Annotated in this window: 9 protein-coding genes; all 9 read left to right on the top strand. The window is 44.0% G+C overall.

Annotated elements, in window-relative coordinates; translation table 11 throughout:
• Positions 1-13: 13 nt before the first annotated feature.
• The 9 genes from ACFOWS_RS11020 to ACFOWS_RS10980 are packed head-to-tail and all read left to right on the top strand — an operon-like array spanning position 14 to position 16,284.
• On the top strand, positions 14-3,052 hold the full coding sequence (locus ACFOWS_RS11020) for a SusC/RagA family TonB-linked outer membrane protein (RefSeq protein WP_379764439.1): 3,039 nt from the start codon (positions 14-16) through the stop codon (positions 3,050-3,052).
• Positions 3,053-3,062: 10 nt separating this feature from the next.
• The gene (locus tag ACFOWS_RS11015) at positions 3,063-4,616 is read left to right on the top strand and encodes a RagB/SusD family nutrient uptake outer membrane protein (protein ID WP_379764437.1); all 1,554 of its coding nucleotides are present in this window, start codon (positions 3,063-3,065) and stop codon (positions 4,614-4,616) included.
• 12 nt (positions 4,617-4,628) lie between these two features.
• Complete coding sequence (locus tag ACFOWS_RS11010) at positions 4,629-7,007, top strand: LamG-like jellyroll fold domain-containing protein (RefSeq protein WP_379764435.1); 2,379 nt, start codon at positions 4,629-4,631, stop codon at positions 7,005-7,007.
• Between the two features lie 43 nt (positions 7,008-7,050).
• The gene (locus ACFOWS_RS11005; RefSeq protein ID WP_379764433.1) at positions 7,051-8,412 is read left to right on the top strand and encodes a glucoamylase family protein; all 1,362 of its coding nucleotides are present in this window, start codon (positions 7,051-7,053) and stop codon (positions 8,410-8,412) included.
• 1 nt (position 8,413) lies between these two features.
• A complete protein-coding gene (locus ACFOWS_RS11000; RefSeq protein ID WP_379764431.1) occupies positions 8,414-9,802 on the top strand; it encodes a glucoamylase family protein in 1,389 nt (462 codons plus the stop codon).
• Between the two features lies 1 nt (position 9,803).
• Positions 9,804-10,601, top strand: coding sequence for a carboxylesterase family protein (locus ACFOWS_RS10995; protein WP_379764429.1), 798 nt, complete (start codon positions 9,804-9,806; stop codon positions 10,599-10,601).
• Positions 10,594-12,360, top strand: coding sequence for a discoidin domain-containing protein (locus ACFOWS_RS10990; RefSeq protein ID WP_379764427.1), 1,767 nt, complete (start codon positions 10,594-10,596; stop codon positions 12,358-12,360). Before ACFOWS_RS10995 ends, ACFOWS_RS10990 begins: the two co-directional genes overlap by 8 nt.
• 39 nt (positions 12,361-12,399) lie before the next feature.
• A complete protein-coding gene (bglX, locus tag ACFOWS_RS10985; protein WP_379764522.1) occupies positions 12,400-14,649 on the top strand; it encodes a beta-glucosidase BglX in 2,250 nt (749 codons plus the stop codon).
• Between the two features lie 6 nt (positions 14,650-14,655).
• Positions 14,656-16,284, top strand: a complete 1,629-nt coding sequence (locus ACFOWS_RS10980; RefSeq protein ID WP_379764425.1) for a sulfatase family protein — start codon at positions 14,656-14,658, stop codon at positions 16,282-16,284.
• The last annotated feature ends 231 nt before the right edge of the window (positions 16,285-16,515 follow it).

Genomic DNA, 16,515 nt, shown 5'->3' with positions numbered 1-16,515 from the left:
TTTTTGCACAATTATGAAAATTAAAAGCAAACTATTAACAATCTCGTTTTTATTGTTTCAGGCACTGCTTTTTGCCCAAAACAATGGTACAGTTTCGGGAACGGTTACTGATGGTCAGGGCCAGCCATTACCCGGAGCGAGTGTTATTTTGGTGGGTACTACAAACGGTGTTCAAACAGATTTCGATGGAAACTACACTTTGAACAATGTTTCCAGCAGTGGAACCCTTGCGTTCAGCTACATTGGTTTTGCCACCCAAGAAATACCTATTAATGGTAGGGCCACTATTAATATTTCCCTTCAGGAAGACACACAAAGCCTAGATGAGGTGGTCGTGGTAGGGTACGGTACACAAAAGAAGGCCGATTTAACGGGTTCCATCGCCACGGTAAAGTCGGAGGATATAACCCGAACCCCTTCAGGTGCGGCCATGCAGGCTCTTCAAGGAAAGGTAGCAGGATTACAGGTTGTGTCGAGCGGTGCTCCAGGTACGGGGCCAACCATTAGGGTAAGGGGTATTGGTTCGTATGTTGACGGAGCTTCCAACCCTTTATATATTGTGGATGGAACCTTTTTTGATGACATCGACTTTCTAAATCCTGAGGACATTGAAAGTATTTCAGTGTTGAAAGATGCTTCGGCAGCCGCCATCTATGGTGTTCGTGCGGCTAATGGTGTAGTATTGGTCGAGACCAAATCCGGTAGAAAAAATCAAAAGCCACAGATTACCTATAATGGCTATCAAGGGGTGCAAATCGCTCAAAACTTGGTGACACTTTCCAATACGGAACAGTTTGCGACCCTGGCTAGGGAGTCTGGTTCGGCTGCAGAGGCCCAGTTTATTGAGAACGCCATGCAACGTTACGGTAGGAGTAGGGTAAATCCCAACGTACCAAACGTTAATACAGATTGGTACGATTTGATTCTGCGTCATGCATTACAACAGAATCACAGCTTTGGAGTTACGGGCGGATCGGAAAACATCGCCTATTCTGTCGGACTGAACTATTTTGAGCAAGAAGGGATTCTAAAAATGAAGAATGATTTTGAGCGCCTAAACGTTCGAAGTAAATTGAGCTTCGACATTAGTGACCGTCTCAATGTAGGGGTATCCACACTTTTCAGCAATGCCACAAGATATAGACCTGAAGATACTGCGTTCGCGCTCGCATATTTTGCTGTTCCAGTAATGCCGGTTCTGGACCCTTCCAAAACCGATGCTTTTCCAAAGCCTTATGCCAATGCACAGGATTTAGGATATAGGGGCACGCAAAACCCTTTCCCTATAATGGAGAACACGGAAAATAGGAACAAAATACGGAACACATTGATGGCCATTGATTTGAGCTATCAAGTAGTTCCTGATAAATTGACATTTAAAACCGCCTATTACCACAATTTTGAAACCTTGGAAGTAAGGGAGGTTAGACTGCCCTTCTTTTTCGGAAATGGAAATGCCTTCAGGGAAAATGCTGAGTTGATTAAAAGGTCGGAAACTTTTTCAGAGCAGACTTGGGACAATACCTTAACCTATGACGATAGTTTTGGAAAACATAACCTAACGGTTTTGGCAGGTACAGCATTTAGGGATAGATCTTTTGAACTTTTGGAAGCCAAAGGATTGAATTTCCCCAACGGACCAGGAATTGGCGATGAATCCTATTTTTTGGATTTATCCAAAACAATAGATGTTGATGGTGTTGGAGATGACGGAAGCCGGCAATATTTTTTCTCCTATTTTGGAAGGGTTGCCTACAATTTTGACGACCGCTACTTGCTGTATGGAACATTCCGGGCAGATGGAACAAGCAAGTATCAAGAAAAATGGGGCTATTTTCCAACAATCGGCGCTGGATGGGTCATTTCAGAGGAGTCTTTCTTTCCACAAACCGATGTGATCAATTTTCTAAAATTTAGAGGTAGCTGGGGTGAATTGGGTAATGCCAATGTGGCATCAAGTACTGGAGGAATCACCTCGGATGAAGTCGATGCGGCTTTTGGTGACACCAGATATCCAGGATTGGTAACCAGCAGTGATTTTGAAGCCTTAAAATGGGAGGTGACCGAAGAGACCAACGTGGGTATAACAGCAAGAATGTTCAACAACCAATTATCTTTGGAAGCTGATTATTTTAGAAGGGACACTAGGGATGCAGTAATTCCAGTATCCAGATTATTGGTACCCGGAACCACAAGACAGAATGTCGGAAAAATCAGAAACACTGGATTTGAGGTGGTGTTGAATTGGAACAAACGGGTTTCAGAGGATTTTAGCTACAATATTGGGGCAAACTTTTCAACTCTTGATAACGAAGTGTTGGATTTAAAAGGACAAGAAAACCTCACAACAGGAGGTGACCTTGCCCAAAGAACCGTGGTAGGAGGTACCATAAACCCTTTCTTCGGGCTTGAAGTGGCAGGAGTGTACCAAACACCTGAAGAAATCCAAGCGGACCCTGCTGCGCAGGCTGCTATTGGAAACGGTCTTACGGTGGAGCCCGGTGATTTTAGATTCGTGGATCACAATGGTGATATGATAATTGACGCCCAAGACAGGGTGGATTTAGGGTCTTACTTGCCCACATATACTTTCGGATTCAATTTAGGGCTTAATTATAAAGCATGGGATTTTTCATTGAACGTCATTGGACAAGGTGGGAATGTCATTGCCAATCAAAAACGATTCGCAATTCGCCAAACCCCAGACCCCAATATAGACAGGGATTTTGCCATAAATCGCTGGAACGGACCCGGTTCCACTAATTCCTATCCATCAGCAAGAGGAATCAGAAACCCATGGAGCAATCAATTCCTGAACAGCTTTTTCGTTGAAAAAGGGGATTTTGTTAGACTACAAAACGTGACCTTGGGGTACACTCTTCCAGAATTGACAGGAAAATTTAACCCCGAAATACGGTTTTATATAACCGCTGAGCGGCCTTTGACCTTATTTGATTACAACGGCTTTACCCCAGAGGTGCCAGATGGCAGGGACAATCAGACCTACCCTATACCGGGAGTATATACAGTGGGAGTTAATGTTAAAATCTAAAAAGACAGCTATGAAATTTAATATAAAAACAAACAAATTTTTTGCACTCGTGGCATTTCTGGGCATCTTAATTTCAAGCTGCTCCAGTGAACTTGAGCAACCAGAACTCAATAATAATTTTGCTGGTGGCACCGATTTCTCAAAGACGGAAGACATGATATTTCAACTGGTTGGGATTTATCAGGCGGTCAGTGATAGAGGTTGGGAGCAACCTTTGGTAGTGGCAACTAGGGGAGATGATGTCAATGCCGCCGGAGACCAGCAAGGTTTAAAGAATCAGGACAGATACGTATATGACAACTCCTTTTTTGGTTCCAGAACTTTATGGGAAACCTATTACGGTGACATCATTGCGGCGCATACAGGCATGGAGCAGATTGGTAGGTACATGGAATTTGCCGATGAAGACGGAATAGCTCTTGGAAATCAGTATATAGCTGAAGCAAAGGTCTTACGATCTATATTGCTTTTCCAATTATCCCAAGTTTATGGTGCGGTTTTCATTCCAGAATCCTCTGATCTCAATGCCTTTGCAGATGTAACTTCGGTACCAAGCAAGGATGAGGTAATGCAACATATTTCCGATCAAATGGATGAGGCTTTGCCATACTTGCTGGACATGCGCCCTAACGAGCGTACTGATCTGCCCGGAGGCGTAACGCGATATACTGCTCTGATGGTAAAAGCATTAGCCAATCAAGAGTTGGAAAACTATCAAGCTGTGGCAGACGCCGCCGGAGCAATTATTAGCTCCGGTAAGTTTAGCTTGATGCAAGATTACTATGAATTATTCAAAACACCGGGCAAGCTCAGTGATGAAAACTTGTTTGAATTCCAGTATTCTGATTTTAATTCAGGTCAAGGAGACCGAGTAGGCCATCTTTATGCCCCTTATGGTCCAAATGGATGGACCCCGGCAGTGGCAGGGTCATCAGCTGGATGGGGCTTTTTTGAGCCAACCATGAAGTACGTGACCTTTATGTTGGATAGAGGAGAAACCGAACGTCTGGAAACTACTGTTTTGTTTACCCAGAACGGTATTGACAGTATCATTAACACAACAGCGTATACTGCAGAAACCCTGCCCGACTTTGTTTCCCCGGAGACACGCTACGGAGATGTACTGCTGGACAATGAAAGAGCAATATTCTGTAGTGGCAAGCACTATCTGCCCAGTAGTCAACTCATTCCCGGTCGTACCGCATACGGAAGTAACAAACACTATATCGTGTATCGCTATGCCGAAACCTTGTTGATCTATGCTGAAGCCTTGTTGCAAGGAGCTTCTGGCTCTGCCATGAGTGCGGACCAAGCAGTGAACATGGTCAGGGACAGGGCAGGACTTCCACCCATTAGTGGTGTTACCTTGGATCAACTAGTAGATGAAAAATATGCCGAATTGGCCATGGAATGGGGCAAACGCTTCTTGGACATGGTACGCCTGGGCAGATATGAAGAGCTTAGTTTCGAAGGAAGGACGTTTACACCGGATAGAGCCTTTGTTACCTATCATCAAGACCAAATTGATGAATTCCCCATTTTGGGAGACATAATTAACAACTAACACAACGAAAAGATGAAAAGTATAAGAATAATACTGGTCAATTGTCTGGTCGTCCTGTTCTTTTATGGATGTGACCAAGGGATTGATTCAATCACGGAAATTGCACCAGGAGCTGATGAATCGGCTCCTCAGATCACCATAAACTATCCTACTGAGGGAACCCAAATACAGGTTTTTGAGGAGGTTACGAGCTTGGACATAGATTTTGAAGTCACCGACGATATTGAAGTCACGGACATTAAGGTGATGTTGAACGGTACGCAAATAGCCAATTTCAATTCGTTCTTGGATTATCGTGTTGTACTAAAAGAGTTCGCTTACGACAACTTGGGTGATGGAGATCACAAGCTGGTGGTAACAGCCACAGACCTTGAAGGAAAAACATCCACAGAGGAGGTTAATTTCTCTAAATCTCCACCATACGAGGCCATGTTTGATGGAGAGGTAATGTACATGCCTTTTGACGGTCAATATATGGACCTTATAAGTTTCCAACAGCCCGAAGAAGTAGGTTCGCCCGGCTTCAATGGTGATGGTTATGTAGGTTCTGATGCCTATGAAGGCGCACAAGATTCATACTTAAACTTCCCCATGGATGGTCTCAAGACCCCAGAGTTTAGTGCCGCATTTTGGTATAAGGTAAACCCTGTGCCAGATAGAGCTGGGATACTTGTTGTTGGTGATGATGCCGAAGATCGTTTTCAGGGTTTCAGGTTGTTCAGGGAAGGCAATGCTGATGAACAACGCATCAAACTGAACGTCGGTACCGGTGCCGGTGAAAGTTGGAACGATGGTGGCGTCATTGATGTTGCCGCTGGTGAATGGGTACATGTGACTATGTCCATCTCTCAAACCAAGACTACCATTTATTTCAACGGAATTGAGATGCTATCCGCAGATTTGGCTGCTCCAATCGATTGGACGGGCTGTGAGGTTTTGACCATTGGTTCCGGTGGTCCTACTTTTGATTATTGGAACCATTTATCGGATTATAGTGAAATAGATGAACTCCGTATTTTTAATAAGGCACTGACCGATGTAGACATTCAGATCATGTTGAATTCATTGAATCCGTACATGCCACAATATCCTGGTGAGTCGTTCTATATGCCTTTTGATGGAGACTATATTGATTTAATGGGAAGTAGGGCGGCCACTGAAGTAGGTACACCCGGCTTTACCAATGAAAGCCAAGTAGGTGACCAAGCCTATGCTGGGGCAACGGATTCGTACATAGAATATCCAGCCAGTGAAGCATTACTTACCCCTGAATTTAGCGGTGCATTTTGGTACAAAGTGGACGCTGACCCAGATAGAGCTGGAATTATTGTCATTGGTGATGACGAAGTGGATCGTTTCCAAGGATTTAGGCTCTTTAGGGAAGGAGATGCCAACCAGCAACGTATTAAACTTAATGTAGGAACCGGAGCTGGCGAAAGCTGGAATGACGGCGATGTCATTGATGTTGCCGCCGGGGAATGGGTACACATTGCCTTTACCATTGCCAGTGATAAGAATACCATTTATTTCAACGGTACTGAAGTGCTTTCCTCTGCCATGTCCGCACCTATTGATTGGACGGGCTGCGAAACCTTTACCATTGGTTCGGGAGGCCCTACATTCAGTTATTGGAATCACCTATCGGACAATAGTACCATAGATGACCTTCGCTTCTTCAACAAGGCACTTACCCCAGAGGAAGTGGCAGCTGTGGCAGGAGGTACGGTTACAGTTCCAAACTACGGATCCACCTTCTACATGCCTTTTGATGGTACATATACGGAGGCCAATAGCAATACAGAAGCTACGGTTGAAGGAACACCGGGGTTTGCTGGCGAAAGCAGTGTAGGAAGCGATGCTTATGCGGGTGCAGCAGATTCGTATCTCACTTTCCCTATCGATGGACTGTTTAACAATCAGTTCAGTGGCACTTTCTGGTACAAAGTGGATGGGGCTCCTGATCGGGCCGGACTGCTTACAGTAAGCCCACCGATGAATGGAGGCGATAATGATTTAAGTGCTGGTTTCAGATTGTTTAGAGAGGGCGATGCTGCATCCCAGCGCATTAAACTCCATGTAGGTAGTGATGCTGGAGATGTTTGGAATGATGGAGAGGTCATTGACGTCACTGCAGGGGAATGGGTGCACGTAGCCTTTACAGTAACCGAAACCGCGACACTGATCTATTTTAATGGAGAACCTGTAGCAAACATGGGGGATATGACGGATAAGACCATCAGTTGGGAAAATTGTTCCATACTTTCCATTGGTTCAGGGGCACCCAATTTTATTGGATGGAACCACCTGTCAGACTCAAGCTTTATTGATGAGTTGTATCTGTTTGATAAGGCCTTGACCCAAGAGGAAATACAAGAAATAATGAATGATTAATAAAGATCAAAAAAGTTAAGTTTTTTGAGTTAGTTGATTTTGTATGAGGTTAATTTTAATTTCAATTGCATTGGCTGTTGCATCCTTGGTTATGGGGTGCAATGGCCAAAAAACTAAAAAGGACAAAAGTGTAGCAGATAATACTTCGGCTACCAAAGTATACACGGATGAAGAATTGTTAGATTCCGTTCAATACCAAACCTTCAATTACTTTTGGGATGGGGCAGAACCCATTTCCGGTTTGGCTAGGGAACGTTTTCATATGGATAATGTTTATCCAAACCACGATAAGGATATCATTACCACAGGTGGTTCCGGTTTTGGATTAATGGCCATTTTGGTGGGTGTAGAGCGAAAGTTCATCACCCGTCAACAAGCGTTGGAACGCTACGAGAAAATTGTGGGTTTTTTGGAAAAAGCAGACCGCTTTCATGGCGCTTGGCCCCACTGGCTTTTACCTTCGGGTAAAGTGACCCCCTTCAGCAAAAAAGATAATGGAGGCGATTTGGTGGAAACTGCATTTCTCGTTCAAGGACTCCTAGCGGTAAAAGAATACTTCAAAGACGGTAATGAACGGGAACAAAAGCTAGCGGATAAAATCCAGAAACTTTGGGAAGGTGTTGAATGGGACTGGTATACCAAAAATGGGGAGGATGTGCTCTATTGGCACTGGAGTCCCGAATACAACTGGGAAATGAATTTTCCGGTGGGAGGTTACAACGAATGCCTGATCATGTACGTGCTGGCGGCTGCTTCGCCTACCCATTCCATCAATAAAAGTGTATATGAAAAAGGTTGGGCCAAAAACGGTGCCATTACCCAAGATACTACCTATTATGGTTTGGAAACCGAGCTAAATCATTATGAGCATGATAATGCTGCGGTAGGTCCCTTGTTTTGGGCACATTACTCCTATTTGGGGTTGAACCCGAAGGGCCTTACAGATCAGTACGCGGATTACTGGAAATTGAACACCAACCATGCCATGATCCAGTACAAATATGCTGTGGATAATCCCAAGGGTTACAAAGGCTATGGCGAAAATTGTTGGGGGCTTACTTCAAGCTATTCGATAAAAGGATATGCAGGTCACCGTCCAGGGATGGATTTAGGGGTGATTTCACCTACTGCGGCCCTATCATCCATGCCATATACACCAAAAGAAAGTATGCAGTTTTTACGATTTATGTACAACGAACAGGATAGTTTGATTGGGGAGTACGGTCCGTACGATGCATTCAGTTTGGAAGACAACTGGTATTTGCCCAGATATTTGGCCATAGATCAAGGCCCGATTCCCGTAATGATTGAAAACCACAGGAGTGGTTTATTATGGAAATTGTTCATGGCCAATACAGATGTACAAAAAGGATTGGAAAAGCTAGGTTTTAAAACACAAGAATAAAATGATAAAAAAGATATTCGCATATTTTCTGATCTGCACTCTTTTCTTGTTTTCATGCTCTGATGAGGGTAAAGGACCCACAGGGTTATCAGAATTGCCTACGGACGATGAGGTTCCCGTTGAGGAAGAGGAAGAAACCCCGGTTGAGATTGAAGACGATGACCTCATGGACCTGACCCAAGCTGAAACCTTTAAATATTTTTGGGATTATGCCGAAGAAAATTCTGGAGGAGCCAGGGAACGATACCATCCTAATGACCCGGGCAGGGACGCAAATGTGGTTACAGCAGGAGGTACGGGTTTTGGTCTCATGGCCTTGCTAGTGGGAATGGAAAGAGGCTTTATCAGTAGGGAACAAGGCGTGGAACGATTGATCACCCTTCTCGATTTCTTGGAGAATGCAGACCGTTTTCATGGCGCTTGGTCGCACTGGATAAATGGTGCCAATGGTTCAGTGATTCCATTCAGCCCTTTGGATAACGGTGGGGATCTGGTGGAAACCGCTTTTTTGGCCCAGGGCTTAATATGTGTAAAAGAATATTTTAAGAATGGAAGTGCTTCGGAACAAACATTGGCACAACAAGCGGATGACCTTTGGAAAGGGGTGGAATGGGACTGGTATACCCAAGGAGAAAATGTGCTGTACTGGCATTGGAGTCCTAACTTCGGATTCGATATCAATCTTCAGCTCAGGGGATATAATGAAGTGCTGATCACTTACATCATGGCGGCGGCTTCCCCAGATTATAGCATATCCAAAGAGGTCTATACCAGCGGTTGGGCCTCGGACGGTAGTATAGTCTCGGCCAACACACAATATGGGCACCCGCTTTTGGTGAAGCACAATGGATCTGAACAATTTGGCGGCCCCTTGTTTTGGGCACACTATTCCTATTTGGGACTTGACCCAACGTCCCTATCGGATGAATTTGTTGATTATTGGGATGTGAATGTCAATCACTCCAAAATTAACTATGCATATTGTGTGGACAATCCCAACAATTATTTGGATTATGGGGAAGACTGTTGGGGATTAACGGCAAGTTATTCCAGAAACAACGATGGGAGTATTGGTTATAATGCCCATAGCCCATCTAATGATACCGGGGTCATATCGCCCACGGCGGCCATAAGCTCCATTCCCTATACACCCGAAGAATCCTTAAAGGCCATGCGCTATTTCTATGAGAACCGGGATAAACTTTTAGGTCCTGCCGGATTCTATGACGCTTTCAGTCCACAAAATAACTATTGGGTGGCCGAAGCTTATTTGGCCATAGATCAAGGCCCCCAGATTATTATGATCGAGAACTATAGAACCAGATTACTTTGGAACCTGTTTATGGGTAATGAAGATGTACAGGCCGGTTTGACCAAACTTGGATTTTGATATGATGAGACAGCTATCACTATTTGTTTTACTCCTAGCCTGTAATTTGATTGCTGCCCAATGGCAATCAAAATATGAGTCCAAAATGTTGATCGATGGGAATGATACCTTACACTACCGGATCATGTACCCAAAGAATTTCCAAGAAGATGGAAATTACCCAGTAGTGCTTTTTCTCCATGGGGCAGGGGAGCGCGGTAATGATAATCAAAGCCAATTGACCCATGGCGGTAAGTTGTTTGCTACGGATTACCTGCAAGAACGCTATCCCGCAATTGTCATTTTTCCACAGTGTTCCAAGGAAAGTTATTGGTCCAATGTGGACGTGGACCGCAGCACATATCCCGTTAAATTAAACTTTAATTACAAAGATGGGCCCACCAAACCCATGCAAATGGTTCTTCAATTGTTGGAAAGCACCATTGAAGCTCCCTACTCAAACAACGATCAAGTCTATGTGATGGGATTGTCCATGGGAGGCATGGGAACCTTTGAATTGTTAAGTCGAAAACCAGATACTTTTGCCGCTGCAATCCCAATTTGCGGTGGTGGAGACCCTGAGTCTGTGTCCGTTTATGCCGATAAAACACCCGTATGGGTATTCCATGGGGCTCAGGACAATGTAGTGAATCCATTGCAGTCCATGGAAATGGTCTCGGCCTTGTTGGAAGCAGGTGCTCATCCAAAGTTTACGGTTTATGATTTTGCCAACCATAACAGTTGGGACCCTGCCTTTGCCGAACCAGATTTATTGCCTTGGTTGTTCTCAAACCAAAAAAAATCACTGGAAAATGACTAAAAATAGCTTCATATTGCTGGTTGTCCTAGCGTTGTTGGGAACAACTCAGTTTATATCAGCGCAACAAAAAACCTATTGCAATCCTATCAATATAGATTACGGGTATACGCCTATACCCCGCTTTGCAAGGCATGGAAAACATCGAACTACAGCCGACCCTGTAATAGTCACCTTTAAGGAAAAGTATTTTTTGTTTTCAACCAATCAATGGGGGTATTGGTGGAGTGATGATATGTACAATTGGAAGTTCATCCCCCGAAAGTTTTTACGTGAACGGAACAAGGTCTACGACGAACTGTGTGCCCCTGCTGCTTTTGTAATGAAAGATGAGCTCTATCTGATTGGTTCCACACATGGTCCTGCATTTTCCCTATGGAAGAGCAAGGATCCAACAACGGATAATTGGGAAATCGCAGTGGACTCCCTTAAAGTTGGGGCGTGGGACCCTGCATTTTTGTATGAGGAAGATACTGATGATCTCTACCTATATTGGGGGTCAAGCAACGCGCATCCTTTGTTTGGAACAAAAATCAACACAAAAACCATGCAATCCGAGGGTTATGTAAAACCTTTGATGAACTTGGCACCCGAAGACCATGGTTGGGAACGTTTTGGCGAGCATAACGACAATACTTTTTTGCAACCTTTCATGGAGGGTGCATGGGTTACCAAACATAACGGAAAGTATTATTTGCAATATGGCGCCCCTGGAACTGAATTCAGCGGCTATGCCGATGGGGTATATGTAAGTAATCATCCGTTGAAGGGATTTGCCTATCAGGAACACAACCCATTTTCATATAAACCGGGAGGATTTGCCAGAGGTGCCGGGCATGGAGCCACGTATCAGGATACGTACGGCAATTGGTGGCATGTTTCTACAATCATTCTTAACAACAAGAACAATTTTGAGCGAAGAATTGGCATTTGGCCAGCAGGCTTTGACCAAGACGATGTCATGTATTGCAATACGGCCTATGGCGATTATCCCACATATTTGCCAAAAGAAAACGCAGATCATATAAAAGGGCTTTTTACCGGTTGGATGGTACTGAACTACAACAAACCTGTCCAAGTATCTTCCACATTGGGAGGATACCAGCCCAACTTTGCTGTGGACGAGTATATGCGAACCTATTGGAGTGCAAAATCCGGAGATAAAGGAGAGTATTTTCAAACCGATTTAGGAGAGGTATCAACCATAAACGCAGTTCAAATCAACTATGCCGATCAGGATGCTGAATTTCTGGGGAAATCCAGTGGAGTTTACCATCAATATAAGATTTATGCTTCCAACGATGGAAAAAAGTGGTCTGTGCTGGTGGATAAAAGCAACAATAGAACCGATGTTCCCCACGATTATATTGAATTTGCTCAACCTGCAAAAGCCCGATTCCTAAAACTGGAGAACATAAAAATGCCTACAGGAAAATTTGCATTGAGCGGTTTTCGGGTCTTTGGAAAGGGAAATGGTGAAAAGCCAACAGCTGTAGAGGATTTTGTGGTTCTCAGAAACAATCCCAAGAAGTTTGGTGAACGCCGTAACTCTTGGCTCCGCTGGAAGCAAAATGATGCGGCCGACGGCTATGTCATCTATTTCGGGAAGGCGGAGGATAAACTGTACGGGAGTATCATGGTGTATGGAACCAATGAATATTATTTTTCTGGAATGGACCGTGCCGATGCCTATTATTTTCAGATAGAGGCTTTCAATAACAATGGAATTTCCGAGAGGACTCCCATTGTAAAATCAGAATAAGTCAACGTAAATAACCTTATCATGCATATAAAAAGAGTAATGATAGCCATTACATTGCTATCCATGTGGGCTATGAATGCACAAGAAAGAATCCCAGAAGTGGAAGCCCTATTGCAAAAAATGACCTTGGAAGAAAAAATCGGGCAGTTGAACCTTTTAACACCTGGTGGGGGCGTGGCCACAGGCGAAGTAGTGAGCAAGAATGTTGAAGCCAAGATAAAGGCCGGACAAGTAGGAGGTCTTTTTGGAGTTGCAGGACCAGATAAAGTGCGAGTTGCACAAGAATTAGCCGTTAAAGAAAGTCGATTGGGGATTCCGTTGCTTATTGGTTCTGATGTGATTCACGGATACAAAACAACCTATCCAATCCCTTTGGGATTGTCTTCCAGTTGGGACATGGAGTTGGTGGAACAAGCTGCGCAGATGGCAGCAAAGGAGGCCACGGCGGATGGTATCAACTGGAATTTTTCTCCCATGGTGGATATTGCCCGTGACCCCCGCTGGGGCCGGATTGCAGAAGGGGCAGGGGAGGATCCCTATTTGGGGTCAAGAGTTGCCGAGGCTACCGTGAGAGGATATCAAGGAAATGATTTGGCGGCAACCCACACTATGTTGGCTTGTGTAAAACACTTTGCGCTGTATGGAGCAGGGGAAGCTGGGCGTGACTACCATTCCGTGGATATGAGTAAAATAAAAATGTTCAATCAATATTTACCGCCGTATAAAGCGGCCGTAGACGCTGGTGTTGCAAGCGTGATGACTTCCTTCAATGATGTGGATGGAATTCCAGCAACCGGAAACAAATGGTTGCTCACGGACTTGCTTCGCAATCGATGGGATTTTGATGGTTTTGTTGTTTCGGACTATACCTCCCTCAACGAAATGATTGCACATGGCCTAGGTGATTTGCAAGCTGTCTCTGCCTTGGCACTCAAAGCCGGCTTGGATATGGATATGGTGGGCGAAGGTTTCTTGACCACCTTGAAAAAATCCTTGGAAGAAGGCAAAGTAACCGAAGAAGATATTACCAGTGCCAGCCGAAGGGTTTTGAGGGCTAAGTACCAATCAGGCCTTTTTGAAGATCCCTATCGGTATTTGGATGGCAATCGACCAGAAAAAGACATCCTAACCAAAGAAAATAGGGCTTTGGCCCGGAAATTGGCGGCTCATTCCTTTGTGCTGTTGAAGAACCATCAAAATATTTTACCCCTTCAAAAGAACAAAAAAATCGCCTTAATTGGTCCATTGGCAGATAGCCGAAACAATATGTTGGGTACTTGGGCTCCCACTGGGGATGTAAAATTGGCCGTGACAATCAGGGAAGGTTTCAACAATGTGGCCCCTAATGCTTCCATTCAATATGCGAAAGGCGCCAACATTTCGGACGACCCTGAGTTTGCCAAGCATGTGAACGTGTTTGGCCCCAGAATAGAAATCGATGAGCGATTGCCTGAGGATATGTTGAAGGAGGCCGTTGATTTGGCCAAAAACTCAGATGTGGTTGTCGCTGTTGTGGGTGAAGCCACTGAGATGAGTGGAGAGGCCGCAAGTCGCACCGACCTTTCAATTCCTGAAAGTCAAAAGAAATTAATCAAGGCATTGATAGAAACGGGTAAGCCGGTAGCCTTGGTTCTGATGAGTGGAAGACCCTTGACCATCCCAGAAGAATATGAACTACCCGTGGCCATCCTGCAAGTATGGCATCCTGGGGTAGAGGCCGGTAACGCCATTGCCGATGTGGTCTTCGGAGATTACAATCCATCGGGAAAATTGACGGGAACTTGGCCTCGGAACGTGGGGCAGATTCCAATTTATCACAGTGTAAAAAATACGGGGCGACCTGCACCGGAGAGTGAGAAGTTCCAAAAATTCAAATCAAATTATTTGGATTCACCAAATTCACCATTGTTACCTTTTGGATATGGATTGAGCTACACCACTTTCGCCTATTCCAATCTTAGGTTGAACAAAACCAGCATTGGACAAAATGAATCCATATCAGCCACAGTAACGGTTGCCAACATCGGTGATTATGACGGGGAAGAAGTGGTGCAATTGTATTTGAGGGATGTGGTGAGAAGTATTACCCCACCTAAGAGGGAGTTGAAAGGGTTTCAAAAAATACTATTGAAAAAAGGAGAGCGAAAAGAAGTGACCATCACTTTAGCGCCAGATGATTTGAAGTTTTATAACAGTCAATTGGATTTTGTGGCTGAACCCGGCGAATTTGAGATTTTTGTCGGCACCGATTCAAATGCCCAGCTTTCCAGAACATTCAATTTAAAATAATACACTATGCGCATTTTTGCAGTCTTGGCAGGTTTGTTATTGGTTTTGGCCTGTAAGCAAGAAGGAAAATCAGAAGAAGAAGTTGCAAAAGGTCCACCTAACATCATTTTTATTATGTCGGATGACCATGCCTTTCAAGCCATTAGCGCGTATGGACATGAGCTGGGCAAGTTGGCTCCGACCCCTAATATTGATCGTATTGCCAAAAATGGGGCACTATTTCGAAATAATTTCTGCACCAATTCTATATGTGGACCCAGTAGGGCGGTTATCCTAACGGGAAAGCACAGTCATATCAATGGATTTCGGATGAACGGAGAACGATTCGATGGCAATCAGCCCACATTGCCCAAACATTTGAAAAAATTGGGATATGAAACCGCAATCATTGGAAAATGGCATTTGCATGGAGAACCTACCGGATTTGATTATTGGGATATATTAAATGACCAAGGGAATTATTACAACCCAGAATTTATTTCAGGAGGAGACACCTCCATAGTTGAAGGGTATGCTACGGATTTGATTACCGAAAAAAGTCTGAATTGGCTAAAACAGAGAGATAGCACACAGGAACCTTTCTATTTAATGGTGCACCACAAAGCTCCACATCGAAATTGGATGCCTGCATTGCGTCATTTAAACTTGTACGACTCCATTACATTTCCACTGCCCGACACTTACTTTCCAGAGTTTGTGAACCAAAGGGCAGCGGCTGAGCAGCAACAGACCATTTACAAGGATATGTATGAGGGTCACGATTTAAAAATGAGCGAGGGCTACGGAAGCACGAAACTGGCCCATAATCCGTGGACCACAGATTTTGACCGAATGACCCCTGAGCAGCGCAATGTGTGGGACGAAGCCTATTTGGACAAGAACAATGCCTTTTGGGAAGCCAATTTACATGGAAAAGAGTTGGCCGAATGGAAGGGGCAGCGCTATCTGCAAGAGTATTTGGCAACGGTAAAGGCTGTGGATGAAGGCATCGGCAAAATCTTGGATTATCTGGAAGAAACGGGTTTGGATGAGAATACTTTGGTAGTATACACATCGGATCAAGGGTTTTATTTGGGAGAGCATGGTTGGTTCGACAAACGTTTCATGTATGAGGAATCCATGAAAATGCCCTTGTTAATGCAATTGCCCGGGGTCATTGAACCGGGAACAACCATTGATGCCATGGTGCAAAACTTGGATTTTGCCCCTACTTTCCTAGATTTGGCAGGTGGACTGCAATATGCATCAGAGATGCAAGGTGCATCCTTCCGTAGTGTATTGGAAGGTTCCAAAGCGGATTTTAAGGATGCCATCTACTATCATTATTACGATTTTCCAGCATTTCACATGGTCAAAAGGCAGTATGGTGTACGAACGGATAGGTACAAACTGATCCATTTTTATGATGATATTGATGAATGGGAATTCTACGACCTAGAAAAGGACCCACAAGAAATTCATAATGCTATTAATGATGAGCAATATGAAGACATTATAGCGACACTGCATCAAAAATTGGATAGTCTACAGACGTATTATAAGGTAACCGATAAGGAGTTTGAAACCACTTCAAAGGAGAAAGTGGATAAAACGTATGAGGTTTTCAAAGGACTAAGAGGGACACCTATTCGGTAAAAATCGTATTTTAAAAGCAGCCTTCTGCTAGACCTAAAGTTATCTAATTGGCGAATGGTCCCTATACTTTCGTTGAAAGCATTTTTATCAATTCTGGTTTGAGCTTCTCAATGTATTTCTTTTAAAGTATTCTGAAACAATTATTTCTTAACCTTTTTCAGGATAATCCACTGTTGACCAGCAATGGAATCCCTTTTTAACATGACCTCTCAGGTAATTGATAATATAGTA

It is taken from the genome of Flagellimonas marina (genome assembly GCF_042651185.1).
GTDB classification, from domain to species: Bacteria; Bacteroidota; Bacteroidia; order Flavobacteriales; family Flavobacteriaceae; genus Flagellimonas; species Flagellimonas marina.
This window is presented reverse-complemented; position numbering and strand designations above follow the sequence as displayed.